The sequence below is a fragment of the Streptomyces sp. NPDC013457 genome (assembly GCF_043089925.1).
Taxonomy (GTDB): Bacteria; Actinomycetota; Actinomycetes; order Streptomycetales; family Streptomycetaceae; genus Streptomyces.
On record NZ_JBICBL010000008.1, the window covers coordinates 44,337 to 62,080 of the forward strand.

Here is a 17,744-nt window from a genome sequence, read left to right on the forward strand (position 1 = left end):
AAGCCGCCACGGTCGCCACGGTCGTTGTCCCGGCGGAAGCCGCCGGACGGACGGTCGTTGTCACGACGCTCGAAGGAACGGCCGCCACGGTCGTCACGGTTGAAGCCGCCCGAGGGACGGTCGTCACGGCGGAAGCCGCCACGGTCGCCACGGTCGTTGTCCCGGCGGAAGCCGCCGGACGGACGGTCGTTGTCACGACGCTCGAAGGAACGGCCGCCACGGTCGTCACGACGGAAACCACCGCGGTCGTCACGGCGGTCGTCGCGACGGAAGCCGCCACGGTCGCCACGGTCGCCGCCGCGGTCACGGCGCTCGTAGTTGCCCCGCTCGTCGCGGAACGCCGGGCGCTGCTCCTCGCGGCGCTCCTGGACCGGCTCGGACGCGACCACGGCCGCGGCGACCTCGGCCTCGGCGGCCTCCGTCACCTCGGCGACGGCGGCCTCCGGGTCCTCGCCCCGCTCACGCGCGGAACGGGCGACCAGACGGTCGGCCTCCTCGCGGAGCTCGGCGGCGCGGCGCGTCAGACGCTCCAGCTGCTTGGTGAGGTCGGCGACCTCGCGCTCCGCCTGCTTGGCGGCGTTGTTCGCGGAGTCGGCCTGGACCTCGGTGAGCGAACGCGCACCGGTGATCTCGGCGACCTCCGGGTCGAACGCGCCCGCGCCGCCCACGATGTGACGCGAGGCGTCGACGCCCGCGTCCTCCATCAGGCGGAAGATCTGACGGCGCTGGTGCGGCAGGGCCAGGGAGACCACGACGCCCGAGCGGCCGGCACGGGCGGTACGGCCCGAGCGGTGCAGGTAGTCCTTGTGGTCGCCGGCCGGGTCCACGTTCAGGACCAGGTCGATGCCGTCGACGTGGATGCCGCGGGCGGCGACGTCGGTGGCGACGAGCGCGTTGACGTAGCCGTCCTTGAAGTCGGCGAGGACGCGGGTACGGGCACCCTGCGTCATGCCGCCGTGCAGCGCGTCCGCCTTCACGCCGGCCTCGACGAGCTGCTCGGCGATGCGGTCGGCGCCCAGCTGGGTGCGGACGAAGATGATCGTGCGGCCCTTGCGGGCGGCGATGGCGGCCGTGACCGGCGCCTTGTCCTTCGGCTTCACGACGAGGACGTGGTGGGACATGGTCGTGACGTTGCCCTGGGCGCTGTCGACCTCGTGGCTGACCGGGTTGTTCAGGTAGCGCTTGACCAGCGTGCCGATCTCGTTCTCCATGGTGGCGGAGAAGAGCATGCGCTGGCCGCCCTGGGGGACCTGGTCGAGCAGCTCGGTGACCTCGGGCAGGAAGCCCAGGTCGGACATCTGGTCGGCCTCGTCGAGGACCGCGACCTGGACGTTCTCCAGGGAGCAGGCGCCACGGTTGATGATGTCGCGCAGACGGCCCGGGGTGGCGACGAGGATGTCGACGCCGCGCTCCAGGGCGTAGATCTGGTTGCCCATGGACGTACCGCCGCAGACGACCTTGATCTTCAGGCCGAGCACGTCGCCGTACGGCTGGAGGGCGTCCGCGACCTGCATCGCGAGTTCACGGGTCGGGGTGAGGATGACCGCGCGGGGCTTCTTCTTCTCGGTGTGGCCGCCGGCCAGCTGGGCCAGCGTCGGCAGGCCGAAGGAGAGGGTCTTGCCGGAGCCGGTACGGCCGCGGCCGAGGATGTCCTTGCCGGCCAGGGCGTCCGGGATGGTCGCCGCCTGGATCGGGAAGGGGGTGGTCACGCCGTTCTGCGCGAGCTTGCGTACGACGCCCTCGGGCAGGCCCAGGTCGGCGAAGGTGATGGTGGGCTCGGAGGACTCGGCCTCGGCGGCCTCGATGACGTCGGACGCCTCGGTCTCGACGATCTCGGTGGCCTCGACGGCCTCGACGATCTCGTCGTTCTCGGGCATGACGGCGTGGTCAGAACTGAAAATGGACATGCGAAATGCGAAACCTTCCGGAGTCTCGGCACGCGCCCGTCAACTCCGTGAAATTCGCAATCGACCGCCTCAATGCGGTCCAGCCACGGCTAGGGAGAGTACGCGCCACGCGGCGCTCTTCTGTGTCGGCGCCGGGCAATGGGATCAAACGATCTACCACCATACGCACCCTCCCCCACCTATGGCAAACCGGACTCCGTCACACCGGTCCGACCTGCGGGGATGCCTCCGGCTCCACCGGTCCTCCCGGACCGTCCGCCGCCCTCATCGCACCCATGTGGGTGTCGGCCCCGGGGCTCGCGGTCGGCGAGTCGGAGGGGTCGGGCGTGGGCTCCGGACTCGGACTCGGGCTCGGCTCCTCGGGCTGCGTGGGAGAGGGGTCCGGCGGGTCCACCGGCGGACTGGGCTCGCCGGCGGGCGCGCTCGGTCCGCCCACGCCCCCGCCCGTCCCGCCGGGCACCTGACCGCCCGGCTTGGGCACGCTCCCGCCGCCGCCCGCCGGCGGGTGGACGGGCGGCTTCCCGGAGACCGACGGCGAGCCGCTCGGCACCGGCGACTCCTCGCCCGCACCGTCCGCGTCGGGACCGCTCACCCCGGCCGCGCTCCGGCCGGTTCCGCCGCGCCCGCCCGAGGACACCCCGAGACCGCCGCCGGACTCGGCCGCCACACCGTCCTGCTTTCCGGCGGACTTGCTCGGCGCCGGCTTCGCGCCCTCGTCACTCACACTCATGCAGCCGCTCAGACCGGCACAGGCGGCGACCGCCAGCGCGGTGGCGGCCCATCTCACACGGTGGGGCAAATGGCGCACGGAGGGCACCTCCAGGACACAAAGGGCGGGAACGGCGGGGAAGGGCAGGCGGAAGAACGTGCCTGCCTTCCCAACTCCCTTTGCGCCGCAAGGGACACGCCCGCACGCCAACCACCTGCCGACCGCCGCTCCACGGCCCCGGGCCGTCAGACGTCAACCGTCAGACGTCAGCCGTCACCCTTCGGCCCTATGCCGCCGGCCGCCGGCCCCGTCAGCCGTAGCCCAGTGCGTGCAGCCGCTCGTCGTCGATGCCGAAGTGGTGGGCGATCTCGTGCACGACGGTGATCTCGGTCTCCTCGACCACGTCCTCGCGCGACTCGCACATCCGCAGCGTCGGCCCCCGGTAGATCGTGATCCGGTCCGGCAGCACCCCCGCGTACCACTCACCCCGGTCCGTCAGCGGAGTCCCCTCGTACAGACCGAGCAGCTCCGGGTCGTCCGGTGCGGGCTCGTCCTCGACGAACACCGCGACGTTGTCCATCAGCCGCGTCAGCTCCGGCGGGATCCGGTCCAGGGCTTCGGCGACAAGCTCCTCGAACTCCTCACGCGTCATCTCCAGCACCCGGCCATTGTCCCCCCAGGGGAAACCGTTTTGGCGATAGCGGCCGGTATCCCATATGCTTCTCACGTCCCCGACGCGCTGAGAAGCGCCCAGGTGAGCCCCTAGCCCTCATCGTCTAGTGGCCCAGGACGCCGCCCTTTCAAGGCGGTAGCACGGGTTCGAATCCCGTTGGGGGCACGCAACATCCTGTGCGAGACTAGTGCTCGCACATCGCAAGGTCCTGTGGAGCAGTTGGTTAGCTCGCCACCCTGTCAAGGTGGAGGTCGCGGGTTCAAGTCCCGTCAGGATCGCTGAGGCTGGAAACAGTCTCGTGGCTGGGTAGCTCAGTTGGTACGAGCGATCGCCTGAAAAGCGATAGGTCGCCGGTTCGACCCCGGCCCCAGCCACAAAGAGAAGGCCCCGTTCGAAAGAACGGGGCCTTCTTCGTGTCCCGGGAGGCAGGGCGACGCAGACGGCGAGGGCGAGGGCGAGGGCGGCGAGATGGTGCCCGGTGCCGGTCACTCGACCGGCACCGGGCACCGCACCCCGCCCCCCTCACGCCGCGCTGCGCCTGCCGCGCCACCCCCGCACCGCGAGCACCACCGCCACCACCGCGACGACGACGACCAGCAGCGCCCAGTCCGGCACCGAACGGCCCAGCGACGCCACCCGCTCCTCCACCGCGAACGAGTCGTCCACCGAGAGGAGCCCCGGCAGCGCCGTCGTGCCGTCGAAGGCGAGGAAGAGCGTGCCGAGCAGCACGAAGAACAGCCCCGACAGGAGCGACGTCGTGTGCAGCTCGAGGCGGCCCACCCGGACCGTGCGCCCGCGCAGCCAGCGGCGCCGGCCCAGCTCGTACCGCTCCCAGAGCAGCGCCAGCAGGAAGAGCGGCACCGCCATCCCCAGCGCGTAGACCGCGAGCAGCAGACCGCCGTACGCCGGGCTGCCGCTCAGCGCCGCGACCGTCAGGACACTGCCGAGGATCGGGCCCGCGCAGAAGCCGGCGAGACCGTAGACCACGCCGAGGGCGTAGACGGAGACCGCCGTCGTGGGGCGGATCCGGCCGCTGACCTCGGCGACACGGCGCGAGGCGAACCCCATCCCGAGGATCTGCAGGACGCCGAGGACGATGATCGTCCAGCCGCCCAGCGCCACGAGCAGATCCCGGTTGCCGTAGAAGAGCCGCCCGGCGAACGACCCGGCCGCGCCGAGCGGGACGAGCGTGGTGGCCAGGCCCGCGTAGAAGACTCCGGTACGGGCGAGCAGCCGGCTCGTCGAGTCGATCGAGTACGCGAAGAAGGCGGGGAGCAGCAGCGCGCTGCACGGGCTCAGCAGGGCGAGGAGACCACCGAGGAACGCGGCCAGATAGCCGATGTCGGAGGTCACTGCCCGGTCCCCTGCTTCTCGGGCGTCCGCGGGGTCCCCGACGTCTTCGGGCTCTCCGAGGTCTTCGGGCCCTTCGGGCTCTCCGGGCTCTTCGGGGTCCCCGGGGTCTGCGCCGTCCCGGCCGCCTTCGCCGTCCTCGCCGCGGCTTCGATCGCCTCCGTGAAGGTCTCCATCGGCTGCGCGCCCGCGATCGGCCGGCCGTTGACGAGGAACGACGGGGTCGAGGTCGCGCCCAGCGAGTACGCCTGCTCCTGGTCCCTGCTCACCGCGGCCCGGGCCTCCGCGCCGTCCGTGTCCTTCGCGAACCGCGCCAGGTCAGGGACGCCGGCCTCCTTCGCGAGGGCGTTCAGCCGCTCGGTGCCGAAGCCCTTCTCCTTGGCCCCTTCGGCGTACGCCGCCTTGTGGAACTCCCAGAACCGGCCCTGCTGCCCCGCCGCCCAGGACGCGCGGGCCGCCGCCTCCGACTCCTCGCCGAAGATCGGGAAGTTCCGCCACTCGATGCGCAGGGTGCCGTTCTCGACGTACTTCCTGACCAGCTCGGGCTCCGTGTCGCGGGCGAACTTGCCGCAGTAGCCGCACTTGAAGTCGGCGTACTCGATCAGCACCACCGGCGCGTCGGCCCGCCCCTGGGCCAGCTTGTCGGAGGCGTCGCGGCGGGCGTAGGCCTCCAGCTCGGGGTAGACGCCGTTGCCCGGGGCGGCGGTGACGTCGGCGACGGCCGACGAACCCGCGGCGCCTCCGGAGGCGGGCTTGGTGGCGGTGTACGAGACCACCCCGAGGAGCGCGGCGGCGAGGGCCACCCCGGAGACGATCATGATCGGCTTGGACTTGGACATGCGGAAGGGCTCCTGAAACGTGCGGGAGAAGGGGACGGACGACGGGACGGTCCGGCCCTCTACACGCGCAGGATCGACAGCTCCACCGGTGACGGCGGTACGAGCTCCGGCGGCTCGGGCCCCGGCAGCAGCTCGCGGATCACCTGGTCGGCGCCGCAGAACCCGCCGGCCGCCCGCTCCCCGGCGAGCGTGGGCAGCAGCTCCCCGAAGCCGCTCGGGCGGGGCGGCGTGGCGGGCCGGGCCGCCCCGTCGGCGGTATGGCCCTCGCCGCACCCGGGCACCCGCCCGGCCCCGGACCCTGGGGCCCCGGCCTCCGCGGCCACCGCCTGCGCAGCCCCGGCCGCCATGCCGGCGGCCGTCACCCCGTCGGGAACGGCCGCCTCCGTCACACCCGCCGCCGGACCGGCGACCGCGGTGCCCGCCGGCCCCGTACCCGCCCCGCACACCAGGAGCCCGAACACCACACCCGCCAGCGCGGCGAGCGCCGCGAGTGCGCGGACGGTGCGGGCAGTGCTGGACACGGGGTACCTCTCGGCTCGACGTGCCCGAAATATTACGGGCCGCACCCGCGCGGAAATCGGTTCGCCCGCACTCGGCCCGGGGTGCGATCCTGGATTCCGTATGTCTACTTCCTTCGCCGCCCTCCAGTCCGTCCTGGCCGAGGTCTCGCTGCGGGACGCCCACCGGCTCGGCCGCCGCCTCGAGGGCGCCCGCCGCATCCGCAAGCCCGAGGCCCGTGAGGCCGTCCTGGACGAGATCGCCGCCGAGGCCGGCAAGGCCAAGGAGCGCGTCGACGGGCGGGCCTCCCGCGTGCCCGCGGTCACGTACCCCGAGCAGCTGCCCGTCTCGCAGAAGAAGGACGCGATCCTGGAGGCGATACGCGACCACCAGGTCGTGATCGTCGCCGGTGAGACCGGCTCCGGCAAGACGACGCAGATCCCCAAGATCTGTCTGGAGCTCGGCCGGGGCGTGCGCGGCATGATCGGCCACACCCAGCCCCGCCGGATCGCCGCCCGCACGGTCGCCGAGCGCGTCGCGGACGAGCTGAAGACCCCGCTGGGCGAGGCGGTCGGCTGGAAGGTCCGCTTCACCGACCAGGTGAACCCCGACGCGACCTTCGTGAAGCTCATGACCGACGGCATCCTGCTCGCCGAGATCCAGACGGACCGCGAGCTGCGCGCCTACGACACGATCATCATCGACGAGGCCCACGAGCGGTCCCTCAACATCGACTTCCTGCTCGGCTATCTGGCCCAGCTGCTGCCCAAGCGCCCCGACCTCAAGGTCGTCATCACCTCAGCGACCATCGACCCCGAGCGCTTCTCCCGCCACTTCGGCGAGGCGCCGATCGTCGAGGTCAGCGGACGGACGTACCCGGTGGAGGTCCGCTACCGTCCCCTCCTCGAAGAGGACTCGGAGGACAGCGACCGGGACCAGATCACCGCGATCTGCGACGCCGTCGACGAACTCCAGTCCGAGGGCCCTGGCGACATCCTCGTCTTCCTCTCCGGCGAGCGGGAGATCCGCGACACCGCGGACGCGCTGCTGAAGAAACAGCTCCGCAACACCGAGGTGCTCCCCCTCTACGCCCGCCTCTCCCACGCCGAGCAGCACCGCGTCTTCCAGGCGCACAGCGGCCGCCGGATCGTCCTCGCCACCAACGTGGCCGAGACCTCGCTGACCGTCCCCGGCATCAAGTACGTGATCGATCCGGGCACCGCCCGCATCTCCCGCTACTCCCACCGGACCAAGGTCCAGCGCCTGCCGATCGAGCGGATCAGCCAGGCCAGCGCCAACCAGCGCAAGGGCCGCTGCGGCCGTACGTCCGACGGCATCTGCATCCGGCTCTACGCGGAGGACGACTTCCTCACCCGCCCGGAGTTCACGGACGCCGAGATCCTCCGGACCAACCTGGCCTCCGTCATCCTCCAGATGACTGCGGCCGGTCTCGGCGAGATCGAGAAGTTCCCCTTCATCGACCCGCCGGACCACCGCAACATCCGCGACGGCGTCCAGCTCCTGCAGGAGCTGGGAGCCCTCGATCCCGCGGAGAAGGACCCGAAGAAGCGGCTCACGCAGCAGGGCCGGAAGCTGTCCCAGCTCCCCGTCGACCCCCGGCTGGCCCGGATGGTCCTGGAGGCCGACAGGAACGGCTGCGTACGGGAGGTCATGGTGATCGCGGCCGCGCTCTCCATCCAGGACCCGCGCGAGCGGCCCGCCGAGAAGCAGGCCCAGGCCGACCAGCAGCACGCCCGCTTCAAGGACGAGACCAGCGACTTCCTCGCCTTCCTCAACCTCTGGCGCTACGTCCGCGAGCAGCAGAAGGAGCGCGGCTCCAGCTCGTTCCGCCGGATGTGCAAGCAGGAGTACCTGAACTTCCTGCGCATCCGCGAGTGGCAGGACATCTACGCGCAGCTGCGGACCGTCGCCAAGCAGATGGGCATCCACCTCAACGAGGAGGACGCCCCCGAGCAGTCCGTGCACACCTCGCTCCTCGCGGGCCTGCTGAGCCACATCGGCATGAAGGACGTGAAGGAGGGCGCGAAGAACGAGTACCTGGGCGCCCGCAGCGCCAAGTTCGCGGTCTTCCCGGGCTCGGCGCTGTTCAAGAAGCCCCCGCGCTTCGTCATGTCGGCCGAGCTGGTGGAGACCTCGCGGCTGTGGGCCCGGGTCAACGCGAAGATCGAGCCGGAGTGGATCGAGCCGCTCGCCCAGCACCTGATCAAGAAGACGTACAGCGAGCCGCACTGGGAGAAGGACCAGGCGGCGGTCATGGCGATCGAGAAGGTGACGCTCTACGGCGTGCCCATCGTCACCGACCGCAAGGTGAACTACGGGCGGATCGACCCCGAGACCTCCCGCGACCTGTTCATCCGCAACGCGCTCGTCGAGGGCGACTGGCGCACGCACCACAAGTTCTTCGCCGACAACCGCAAGCTGCTCACCGAGGTCGAGGAGCTGGAGCACCGCGCCCGGCGCCGGGACATCCTCGTCGACGACGAGACGCTCTTCGACTTCTACGACAAGCGTGTCCCCGAACACGTCGTCTCCGGCGCGCACTTCGACTCCTGGTGGAAGCACAAGCGCCACGAGGAACCGGAGTTCCTCGACTTCGAGCGCGAGATGCTCATCAACGAGAAGGCCGCCGGGGTCACCAAGGACGACTATCCGGACTCCTGGCGGCAGGGGCCGCTGAAGTTCCGGGTGACGTACCAGTTCGAGCCGGGCGCGGACGCCGACGGTGTCACCGTCCACATCCCGCTGCAGGTGCTCAACCAGGTCACGGACGAGGGCTTCGACTGGCAGATCCCGGGCCTGCGCGAGGAGATCGTCACCGAGCTGATCCGTTCGCTGCCGAAGCCGATCCGCCGCAACTACGTGCCGGCACCGAACTTCGCGACCCGCTTCCTGGACTCGGCCGTGCCCCTCCAGGAGCCGCTGACGGTGACGCTCGCCCGCGAGCTGCACCGGATGGTCGGCGTCCCGGTCTCGCCGGACGACTTCGACCTGTCCCGGATCGGCGAACACCTGAAGATCACCTTCCGCATCGTCGACGAGCGGCGCCGCAAGCTGGCCGAGGACAAGGACCTGGAGGCGCTGAAGCTGAAGCTGCGCCCCAAGGCCCGCCAGGCTCTCTCCAAGGCCGCCGCGGCCGCCACGAGCGGCCCTGACGGCTCCGGGCAGTCCCTGGAGCGCACGGGGCTCACGCAGTGGACGATCGGCACGCTCACGAAGGTCTTCGAGACCCGGCGGGCGGGCCAGCCGGTCAAGGCGTACCCGGCGCTCGTGGACGCGGGCGACACCGTCTCCGTACGGCTCTTCGACACGGAGGCCGAGCAGGCGCAGGCGATGTGGCAGGGAACGCGGAAGCTGATCCTGCTGAACATCCCGGTGAACCCGGCGAAGTTCGCCTCGGACAAGCTCACCAACCAGCAGAAGCTCGCCCTCTCCCGTAACCCGCACGGTTCGATCCAGGCGCTCTTCGACGACTGCGCGACCGCCGCCGCGGACAAGCTGATCGCCGACCACGGCGGGCCGGTCTGGGACGAGGAGTCCTTCCGGAAGCTGTACGACAAGGTCCGCGCCGACCTCGTCGACACGACCGTCCGCACGGTGGGCCAGGTCCAGCAGATCCTGGCCGCCTGGCAGGCCTGTGAGCGCCGTCTGAAGGCCACGAACAGCCTGGCGCTCATCGAGAACCTCACGGACGTGCGCGAGCAGCTGGCGTGGCTGATGCCGGCGGGCTTCGTCACCCGGACGGGCCTGCGGCGGCTGCCGGACCTGATGCGCTACCTGGTGGCCGTGGACCGCCGCCTGCAGCAGATGCCGACGGGCGTGCAGCGGGACACCACCCGGATGCAGAAGGTCCACGAGATGCAGGACGAGTACGCCTGGCTGCTCGAACAGCTTCCGAAGGGGCGGCCCGTGGCGAAGGAGGTCACCGACGTCCGCTGGATGATCGAGGAGCTCCGGGTCAGCTACTTCGCGCACGCGCTGGGCACGGCGTACCCCGTCTCGGACAAGCGGATCGTGAAGGCGATCGACGCTCTCGCGCCCTAGCGGGGAGTGTCGCCTTGCGCCGGTTCGACCAGACCCTCTGACCTGCTGTACAGTCTTCCTCGCAGCCCCACGAAGGGCTGCGAGCATGGTCCTGTGGAGCAGTTGGTTAGCTCGCCACCCTGTCAAGGTGGAGGTCGCGGGTTCAAGTCCCGTCAGGATCGCTTTCAGAAAGGCCCGCACCGTTCGGTGCGGGCCTTTCGCGTGTCTCCGTCGTTGCCGTCCGGTGTATTGACGCCGGGCGGCGGCCGCCGGTACCCCAGACATCAGGGAATCGGGGGCCCACAGGAGGTGGTCGCGCATGGCCGCGGCATCCGCAGCACGTGAGTCGAGACACGAGATACGAGCCCTGCTGCGCGCCCATCTGGCGGCCGCGTCGCGCTTCGGGCACCTCACCCGGCACTGTTCGGTCTGTCACCGCCTCCTGGCGCTCGCCATCGAGCTGGAGCGCGACGAGGACGAAAGTCCCACCAGCCCATGACCAACGGCGGGTTGAGGGCTTCCGCGGGAGTGGCAGGCTGTTCTTTGGCAAGACTTCGCCGGTGTGACGGGAGTCACCGAACGAGTTTCATCACCCCCCGCTTTTACACCCTCCCTACACCGGCCCCATTTAATATGTGCAATTGCACCACTCTTCGAGGCCTGTGAGCCGGCACAAAAAAGATCGCGCTGGACCCGGCGGAGTCCAGCGCGATCGATGACGAAGAGCCTGTTGGGGCAGGCGCCCGTCGGCAGAGCTTGGGTGGGCGGTCCAGGTTGGGGGACCCGGAATTGCCCGGTGTTACTGGGTGTTGCGCGTACCTCAGGCCTCGCTGCGCTGCTGCGGAATGCCCGCGAGCAGGGCGCGGACCTCAGCCTCGCGGTAGCGGCGGTGTCCACCCAGGGTGCGGATGGACGTGAGCTTGCCTGCCTTCGCCCAACGGGTCACCGTCTTCGGGTCCACACGGAACATCGTGGCAACCTCAGCGGGGGTCAGCAGCGGCTCGGCATCAGGGGTGCGAGCGGTCATGAGCGGCCTCCTCGGGAGAACCGAACCTTCTCGGTTCTTTCCTCTAAATTCTGCACCTTGACCCGCGTTGCCCGAAATGGCAGAAGCGGGCCGAGTCGGTTATAGGACGAACGGCTTGTCCTCGGCACTACAACTACACCATCCGTCCAGCCACGTCGGCCAAACCGATGGAATTGCCCTCGCAGGTGTTCATCAGCGGCGGAAGTCGATGGACCATGCCATAACGGACAGTCACGCCACTGTGACGATCAGTCACAGAGCGATCAGGAGTCCTCAGACCCCCCATAGAGTGCAATGCTGAGCGTTCCGCCCAAAGTTGGACGGAAGGAACCCTCCCCGGACTCCTTGTCCTATTTTGGCACGAGGGTGGGCGATGGGCGCAAGGGCGCAGTAAGTGCGATCCGTCACGCTTGAGCCAAAGGCCCGGATCGGGACCTACGTCCCGTCGCGAACTCACCGACATCCCCACGCCGGCACACCGAAGCCCCAAGACGCTCAATGATCATTTACATCAGCCGGACGTGTCCTGTCGATGGTCAGTTGGCGAACTGCAGATTGCGGACGGCACGCCATCGCTCGGCGAGCCGTCCGTACGCCTCCCCCGCACCCTCCCCGTCACCGTCCCGCAGCGCCGCGACCCCCTCGGCCGCGTCGGCCGCCGACCGGTCCGCCGCGAGCCGCTCCGGCGACAACACGTGCACCAGACCGCCGTAGTCCAACTCCACGAGCGCCCGCGGATGGAACTCCTCCAGCCACCGGCCGATCTCGACGAGCCCCTCCGTCATCGGCCCCTCGTCGATCGACTCCCGCAGCGTCTTCAGCGCCCGCGCCAGGCGACGCCGCGCCTGCACCATCGGCGTCCGGTACCGCAGGACCGGCGCCTCGCCCCGCTCCGGGTCCCCCGGCTCGTACTCGCGCTCCTCGTCCGCGAAGAGGGTGAACCAGCGCACCGGCACCTGCCAGACCGCCGTACGGATCCACGGGCGGGCGTCCGGGTTCCGCTCCCGCCAGCGCTCGTGGTCCGCCGCCACCTGGGCGCGCACCACCGGCGGCAGCATCGCGTCGAGCACCGGCCCCGGCAGCGCCCGCCCCGGGTCGGCGTCCCGGGCCCGTCCCAGCTCCTCCAGGGCCAGCCAGCCCCGCAGCCTGGTCCGCCACGGACAGACCACGACCACCCCGTCGACATGCGCCACGAACGCGTCCCCGCTCTCATGGACCGGCACGGGCACCGGCGGGGTCGGCAGCAGGTCCGCCAGCGAGCGGCGCAGCTCGTCCTGAGCGGTAGGCGTCTCCGCCCGCCCCGCATACCGCGCCCAGTGCCCCCGCTCCGGCTCCGGAAAGGCCCCGAGCGGCTCGTAGACCCGCAGATAGGAGGCGTACGGAACGAGGACCGAAGAGGCGACCGACATGTCGCGATCCTTCCACGGAGCAACTCCGGGAAAGTCGTTGCGCGCAGATCTCCACGCTCCATCGACCGCGCACACGATGCGTGCCGCCCGAACGTGGAGCGAACGCGGGCGACCAGCGTGCCCGACACCGTCCGGGGCACGCGGCCGAGCACGGGGCCCGGCCGCAGGCGCCGCTTCCGCTCAGCCTCCGAAACGGTGATCCTGCGCACTGCGCCGGATCTACGCCCAGGTAGGGCTTACTCTCTTGCCGAACCGGTACCGCCACCACCCGCAGGGGGGACCGGGATAACCGCCGCTTCGTACTTGGGAGTCACCACCGTGACCGATGTGACCGGCGTTCCTGCTGCTGACGTACTGCACACTCTGTTCCACTCGGAGCAGGGTGGCCACGAGCAAGTCGTGCTCTGCCAGGACCGCGCCTCCGGCCTCAAAGCCGTCATCGCCCTCCACTCCACCGCCCTGGGCCCCGCCCTCGGCGGCACCCGGTTCTACCCGTACGCCTCGGAGGCCGAGGCCGTCGCCGACGCGCTGAACCTCTCGCGAGGCATGTCGTACAAGAACGCCATGGCCGGGCTCGACCACGGCGGCGGTAAGGCCGTGATCATCGGTGACCCGGAGAAGATCAAGTCGGACGAGCTGCTGCTCGCCTACGGCCGTATGGTCGCCTCGCTCGGCGGCCGCTACGTGACGGCGTGCGACGTCGGCACCTACGTCGCCGACATGGACGTCGTCGCCCGCACCAACCAGTGGACCACCGGCCGCTCCCCCGAGAACGGCGGCGCCGGCGACTCCTCGGTCCTCACCGCCTTCGGCGTGTTCCAGGGCATGCGCGCCTCCGCGCAGACCCTGTGGGGCGACCCCACGCTGCGCGACCGCAAGGTCGGCGTCGCGGGCGTCGGCAAGGTCGGCCACTACCTCGTCGAGCACCTCCTGATGGACGGTGCCGAGGTGTACATCACCGACGTCCGCGAGGAGTCGGTGCGCCGGATCACGGAGAAGTTCCCGCAGGTCAAGGTCGTCGCGGACACCGACGCCCTGATCCGTGTCGAGGGTCTCGACATCTACGCCCCGTGCGCCCTCGGCGGCGCCCTGAACGACGAGACCGTGCCGGTCCTCACCGCGAAGATCGTCTGCGGCGCGGCCAACAACCAGCTCGCGCACCCCGGTGTCGAGAAGGACCTCGCGGACCGCGGCATCCTCTACGCGCCCGACTACGTGGTCAACGCCGGTGGCGTGATCCAGGTCGCCGACGAGCTGCACGGCTTCGACTTCGACCGGTGCAAGGCGAAGGCCACGAAGATCTTCGACACCACGCTCGAGATCTTCGCGCGTGCGAAGGCGGACGGCATTCCGCCGGCCGCGGCCGCCGACCGGATCGCCGAGCAGCGGATGGCCGACGCCCGCCGCGCCTGATCCGGCCGGATCCTGAAGGGGAGCCGACCCGCCGCGCGCTCGCCGGGGTGAACTTTGTAGGTTCACCCCAATCGAGAGATGACTCACCCCGGTCGGCGGGTCGGCCCTCAAGAAGAGGTTAAAATCGCGATTGACCAGCGAGGACAGGGCACCTCGATGGTTCTGTACCGGGGCATGTGATGCGTGCGGCGTACCGTATGGCCACGGAAGCAGGTACCGTTGAAGCCCTACGGACCGGTCTCTCCATCGAGAGCCCGTTCCGAATCATGAACGCGTGTCAAGACTCTGGGGCCGTCGAGCCCCGTCACCGAGGGGGTCGAGCCATGGGGCGCGGCCGGGCAAAGGCCAAGCAGACGAAGGTCGCCCGCCAGCTGAAGTACAGCAGCGGCGGGACTGACCTGTCGCGTCTGGCCAATGAGCTGGGCGCTTCGACTTCGAGCCAGCCGCCGAATGGCGAGCCGTTCGAGGACGACGACGAGGAAGACGACCCGTACGCGCAGTACGCGGATCTCTACAACACGGACGACGAGGACGAGGACGACGAGTCCGGTCCCGACGCGTCGTCCCGGCGTCGCGCTTGACCTCGTAAAGAGCGCTGCTCAACACCGAACCCGGTCCGGATACCCGGACCGGGTTTCTGTGCGTTCGCGGGAGCGGGACGGGAGGTGGGGCGGTGCCCACCCCCCGTGCCTGATCAGACCGCGTAGTCGCCGACCAGCTCCGCACCGGTCGCGTGCTCGCCGCGCTCGGTGATCTCGCCCGCGACCCAGGCCTCGACGCCCCGGTCCTCCAGGGTGGCCAGGGCCACCTCCACGGACTCGGCGGGGACGACGGCCATCATGCCGACGCCCATGTTCAGGGTCTTCTCCAGCTCCAGGCGCTCGACCTTGCCGGCCTTGCCGACCAGGTCGAAGATCGCGCCGGGCGCCCAGGTCGAACGGTCGACCGTGGCGTGCAGCCCGTCCGGGATCACCCGCGCCAGGTTGGCGGCCAGCCCGCCGCCCGTGATGTGGCTGAAGGCGTGCACCTCGGCGGTCCGGGTGAGCGCCAGGCAGTCCAGCGAGTAGATCTTCGTCGGCTCCAGGAGCTCCTCGCCCAGGGTCCGGCCGAGCTCCTCGACATGCTGGTCGAGGCTCATGCCCGCGCGGTCGAAGACCACGTGCCGGACGAGCGAGTACCCGTTGGAGTGAAGTCCGGAGGACTCCATCGCGATCACGGCGTCACCCGTACGGATGCGATCGGGGCCGAGCAGACGGTCCGCCTCCACCACACCCGTACCGGCGCCGGCGACGTCGAAGTCGTCCGGGCCGAGCAGGCCGGGGTGCTCGGCGGTCTCGCCGCCGACGAGGGCGGTGCCGGCGAGGACACAGCCCTCGGCGATGCCCTTGACGATCGCGGCGACCCGCTCGGGGTGGACCTTGCCGACGCAGATGTAGTCGGTCATGAAGAGCGGCTCGGCGCCGCAGACGACGATGTCGTCCATGACCATCGCGACCAGGTCGTGGCCGATGGTGTCGTACACGCCCATCTGCCGGGCGATGTCGACCTTCGTGCCGACACCGTCGGTGGCGGAGGCGAGCAGCGGACGCTCGTAGCGCTTGAGGGCGGAGGCGTCGAAGAGGCCGGCGAAGCCGCCGAGGCCACCGAGGACCTCGGGGCGCTGCGTCTTCTTCACCCATTCCTTCATGAGCTCGACGGCGCGGTCACCCGCCTCGATGTCGACGCCCGCGGACGCGTAGGAGGCACCGGTGGTCTCAGACATAGGTGAGAGCTTTCGTGTCGTTACTGCGGTACTGCGGGGGTCTTACGGCCGACGGAGGGCGTCGGCGGCCGCGGTGGCGGCGGGGCCGGCGGCCAGCTCGTTCTCCAGGAGCTGCTTGCCGAGCAGCTCGGGGTCCGGAAGCTCCATCGGGTACTCGCCGTCGAAGCAGGCGCGGCAGAGGTTCGGCTTCTGGATCGTGGTCGCCTCGATCATCCCGTCGATGGAGATGTACGAGAGCGAGTCCGCGCCGAGCGACGTGCCGATCTCCTCGATCGTCATGCCGTTGGCGATCAGCTCCGCGCGGGTGGCGAAGTCGATGCCGAAGAAGCAGGGCCACTTCACCGGCGGGGAGGAGATCCGGATGTGGATCTCGGCCGCGCCGGCCTCACGGAGCATCTTGACCAGGGCGCGCTGGGTGTTGCCGCGGACGATCGAGTCGTCGACGACCACCAGGCGCTTGCCCTTGATGACGTCCCTGAGGGGGTTCAGCTTCAGCCGGATGCCGAGCTGGCGGATGGTCTGGGAGGGCTGGATGAAGGTGCGGCCCACGTAGGCGTTCTTCACCAGGCCCGCGCCGAAGGGGATGCCGCTGGCCTCCGCGTAGCCGATGGCGGCCGGGGTGCCGGACTCCGGCGTCGCTATGACGAGGTCCGCCTCGACCGGGGCCTCCTTGGCGAGGCGACGGCCCATCTCCACGCGCGAGAGGTAGACGTTCCGGCCGGCGATGTCGGTGTCCGGGCGGGCCAGGTACACGTACTCGAAGACACAGCCCTTGGGCTTCGCTTCCGCGAATCGCGAGGTGCGGATGCCGTTCTCGTCGATCGCGATCATCTCGCCCGGCTCGACCTCGCGGACGAAGCTGGCGCCGCAGATGTCGAGGGCGGCGGACTCGGAGGCGACGACCCAGCCGCGCTCGAGGCGGCCGAGGACCAGCGGGCGGATGCCCTGCGGGTCACGGGCCGCGTAGAGCGTGTGCTCGTCCATGAAGACGAGGGAGAAGGCGCCGCGGACATCGGGAAGGACCTTGGCGGCACCTTCCTCGATGGTGAGCGGCTTGCCGTCGTCGTCGGTCTGGGCGGCGAGGAGCGCCGTCAGCAGGTCGGTGTCGTTGGTGGCCGCGACACGGGTGGTGCGGCCTTCCTGCTTCGGCAGGTCGGCGACCATCTCCGCGAGCTGGGCCGTGTTCACCAGGTTGCCGTTGTGGCCGAGCGCGATGGAGCCGTGGGCTGTCGCCCGGAACGTCGGCTGCGCGTTCTCCCACACGGAGGCCCCGGTGGTCGAGTAGCGGGCGTGACCGACCGCGATATGACCCTGGAGTGAACCGAGAGAGGTCTCGTCGAAGACCTGGGACACGAGGCCCATGTCCTTGAAGACGAGGATCTGGGAGCCGTTGCTGACCGCGATACCCGCGGATTCCTGGCCCCGATGCTGGAGGGCGTAGAGCCCGAAGTACGTGAGCTTTGCGACCTCTTCACCCGGAGCCCAGACACCGAAGACGCCACACGCGTCCTGGGGGCCTTTCTCGCCGGGGAGCAGATCGTGATTGAGTCGACCGTCACCACGTGGCACGTCTCCGAGTGTAGGGGAGGTCGACCACTGGTCCGAATTGGGGAAATCCGGGGCCCCTCCGAATGGTGCGATCCCACAAAGTGATCGATTGACGTGCGTAGACACGCTCCCGCCTAGGCGGGAAGGGGATCCCGCCCGAACGGTCGCGCACAAGCGGACGCTCGTACGGTGCCCGGAGCGGGCCCGGAGTGTGACGGGAGTCGCACCGGGCGGCGCCGGCCCCTGCGGACGGGGGACCCGGAGGGGCGCGCGTTCCGGGGAGTGGGACGACCGTTGACAGGTGCACGCGCTCTGGGCGAGGCTCCCCGGCATGCAGCCTGTGCGTGACCGTGCGGTCACCCTCGTCGCGCGCCGACACGTGGACCTCGTCCGTGTCGCCAGCGCGATCTGTCGCTGCGCCTGATCCCACCCACGCGCCCCTGATCGCGGGAGTTCCCTCGGACCCCCCGCGGTCCCCGCCTGCCCGGTGTCCGGCTGCCCGGTGTCACCTGGCTGCCGTCCGGGGCGCCTTCTCCTGAGCGACGGCCCGCTTCCCGGGCCGTACCGC

General features: G+C 70.2%; 14 protein-coding genes, 4 tRNA genes and 1 pseudogene. 9 read left to right on the forward strand and 10 right to left on the reverse strand.

What is annotated here, in order from left to right:
- The 3 genes from ACF1G2_RS21915 to ACF1G2_RS21925 form a co-directional block, all read right to left on the reverse strand.
- Nucleotides 1-1,907, reverse strand: a 1,907-nt coding sequence (locus ACF1G2_RS21915; protein WP_391799882.1) for a DEAD/DEAH box helicase, incomplete at its 3' end; no start/stop codon positions are given.
- 199 nt (nt 1,908-2,106) lie between these two features.
- Nucleotides 2,107-2,715 carry a hypothetical protein gene (locus tag ACF1G2_RS21920; RefSeq protein WP_391799883.1) on the reverse strand — a complete coding sequence of 203 codons (609 nt, stop codon included), beginning with the start codon at nt 2,713-2,715 and terminating at the stop codon, nt 2,107-2,109.
- A gap of 211 nt (nt 2,716-2,926) precedes the next feature.
- Complete coding sequence (locus tag ACF1G2_RS21925) at nt 2,927-3,277, reverse strand: metallopeptidase family protein (RefSeq protein WP_352189716.1); 351 nt, start codon at nt 3,275-3,277, stop codon at nt 2,927-2,929.
- Nucleotides 3,278-3,381: 104 nt separating this feature from the next.
- Between ACF1G2_RS21925 and ACF1G2_RS21930 the strand changes: the two genes are divergently transcribed.
- The 3 genes from ACF1G2_RS21930 to ACF1G2_RS21940 all read left to right on the forward strand — a co-directional run bounded on the left by ACF1G2_RS21930 (nt 3,382) and on the right by ACF1G2_RS21940 (nt 3,663).
- A tRNA-Glu gene (locus tag ACF1G2_RS21930) sits at nt 3,382-3,454 on the forward strand.
- Between the two features lie 39 nt (nt 3,455-3,493).
- Nucleotides 3,494-3,567, forward strand: a tRNA-Asp gene (locus ACF1G2_RS21935).
- 22 nt (nt 3,568-3,589) lie between these two features.
- Nucleotides 3,590-3,663, forward strand: a tRNA-Phe gene (locus tag ACF1G2_RS21940).
- 148 nt (nt 3,664-3,811) lie between these two features.
- Here ACF1G2_RS21940 and ACF1G2_RS21945 read toward each other — a convergent pair.
- From ACF1G2_RS21945 to ACF1G2_RS21955, 3 genes are read right to left on the reverse strand one after another with little or no spacing between them, the layout of a single operon-like run.
- Nucleotides 3,812-4,642 (reverse strand): cytochrome c biogenesis CcdA family protein, encoded by an 831-nt coding sequence (locus tag ACF1G2_RS21945; RefSeq protein WP_391799884.1) that lies wholly within the window; start codon nt 4,640-4,642, stop codon nt 3,812-3,814.
- Complete coding sequence (locus tag ACF1G2_RS21950) at nt 4,639-5,478, reverse strand: thioredoxin domain-containing protein (protein ID WP_391799885.1); 840 nt, start codon at nt 5,476-5,478, stop codon at nt 4,639-4,641. Before ACF1G2_RS21950 ends, ACF1G2_RS21945 begins: the two co-directional genes overlap by 4 nt.
- Nucleotides 5,479-5,537: 59 nt before the next feature.
- Nucleotides 5,538-5,999, reverse strand: coding sequence for a hypothetical protein (locus tag ACF1G2_RS21955; RefSeq protein ID WP_391799886.1), 462 nt, complete (start codon nt 5,997-5,999; stop codon nt 5,538-5,540).
- A gap of 100 nt (nt 6,000-6,099) precedes the next feature.
- Here ACF1G2_RS21955 and hrpA point away from each other — a divergent pair, with 100 nt between their 5' ends.
- From hrpA to ACF1G2_RS21970, 3 genes and pseudogenes are all read left to right on the forward strand, one after another.
- The gene (gene hrpA / locus ACF1G2_RS21960; RefSeq protein ID WP_391799887.1) at nt 6,100-10,038 is read left to right on the forward strand and encodes an ATP-dependent RNA helicase HrpA; all 3,939 of its coding nucleotides are present in this window, start codon (nt 6,100-6,102) and stop codon (nt 10,036-10,038) included.
- Between the two features lie 87 nt (nt 10,039-10,125).
- Nucleotides 10,126-10,199, forward strand: a tRNA-Asp gene (locus ACF1G2_RS21965).
- Nucleotides 10,200-10,336: 137 nt separating this feature from the next.
- Nucleotides 10,337-10,513: pseudogene (locus tag ACF1G2_RS21970) on the forward strand (DUF6274 family protein); the annotation flags it as partial.
- A gap of 324 nt (nt 10,514-10,837) precedes the next feature.
- On the opposite strand, the gene bldC reads toward ACF1G2_RS21970, so the two are convergent.
- Both bldC and ACF1G2_RS21980 read right to left on the reverse strand, forming a co-directional pair.
- Nucleotides 10,838-11,044 (reverse strand): developmental transcriptional regulator BldC, encoded by a 207-nt coding sequence (gene bldC, locus ACF1G2_RS21975; RefSeq protein ID WP_003949541.1) that lies wholly within the window; start codon nt 11,042-11,044, stop codon nt 10,838-10,840.
- A gap of 536 nt (nt 11,045-11,580) precedes the next feature.
- Nucleotides 11,581-12,453 carry a hypothetical protein gene (locus ACF1G2_RS21980; RefSeq protein WP_391799888.1) on the reverse strand — a complete coding sequence of 291 codons (873 nt, stop codon included), beginning with the start codon at nt 12,451-12,453 and terminating at the stop codon, nt 11,581-11,583.
- A gap of 318 nt (nt 12,454-12,771) precedes the next feature.
- Between ACF1G2_RS21980 and ACF1G2_RS21985 the strand changes: the two genes are divergently transcribed.
- Together ACF1G2_RS21985 and ACF1G2_RS21990 are read left to right on the forward strand one after the other, a co-directional pair.
- Nucleotides 12,772-13,866 (forward strand): Leu/Phe/Val dehydrogenase, encoded by a 1,095-nt coding sequence (locus ACF1G2_RS21985; protein ID WP_391799889.1) that lies wholly within the window; start codon nt 12,772-12,774, stop codon nt 13,864-13,866.
- A 323-nt stretch (nt 13,867-14,189) separates the two neighbouring features.
- Entirely contained in the window at nt 14,190-14,447 is a 258-nt protein-coding gene (locus ACF1G2_RS21990) for a DUF3073 domain-containing protein (RefSeq protein ID WP_260230816.1), read from the forward strand.
- A 113-nt stretch (nt 14,448-14,560) separates the two neighbouring features.
- On the opposite strand, the gene purM is transcribed toward ACF1G2_RS21990, so the two are convergent.
- Complete coding sequence (gene purM, locus ACF1G2_RS21995; RefSeq protein WP_391799890.1) at nt 14,561-15,628, reverse strand: phosphoribosylformylglycinamidine cyclo-ligase; 1,068 nt, start codon at nt 15,626-15,628, stop codon at nt 14,561-14,563.
- A 42-nt stretch (nt 15,629-15,670) separates the two neighbouring features.
- Nucleotides 15,671-17,197 (reverse strand): amidophosphoribosyltransferase, encoded by a 1,527-nt coding sequence (gene purF / locus ACF1G2_RS22000; RefSeq protein WP_391799891.1) that lies wholly within the window; start codon nt 17,195-17,197, stop codon nt 15,671-15,673.
- 310 nt (nt 17,198-17,507) lie between these two features.
- Between purF and ACF1G2_RS22005 the strand changes: the two genes are divergently transcribed.
- Nucleotides 17,508-17,600: a putative leader peptide gene (locus tag ACF1G2_RS22005; protein ID WP_352189727.1), complete on the forward strand. Its 93-nt coding sequence runs from the start codon at nt 17,508-17,510 to the stop codon at nt 17,598-17,600.
- The last annotated feature ends 144 nt before the right edge of the window (nt 17,601-17,744 follow it).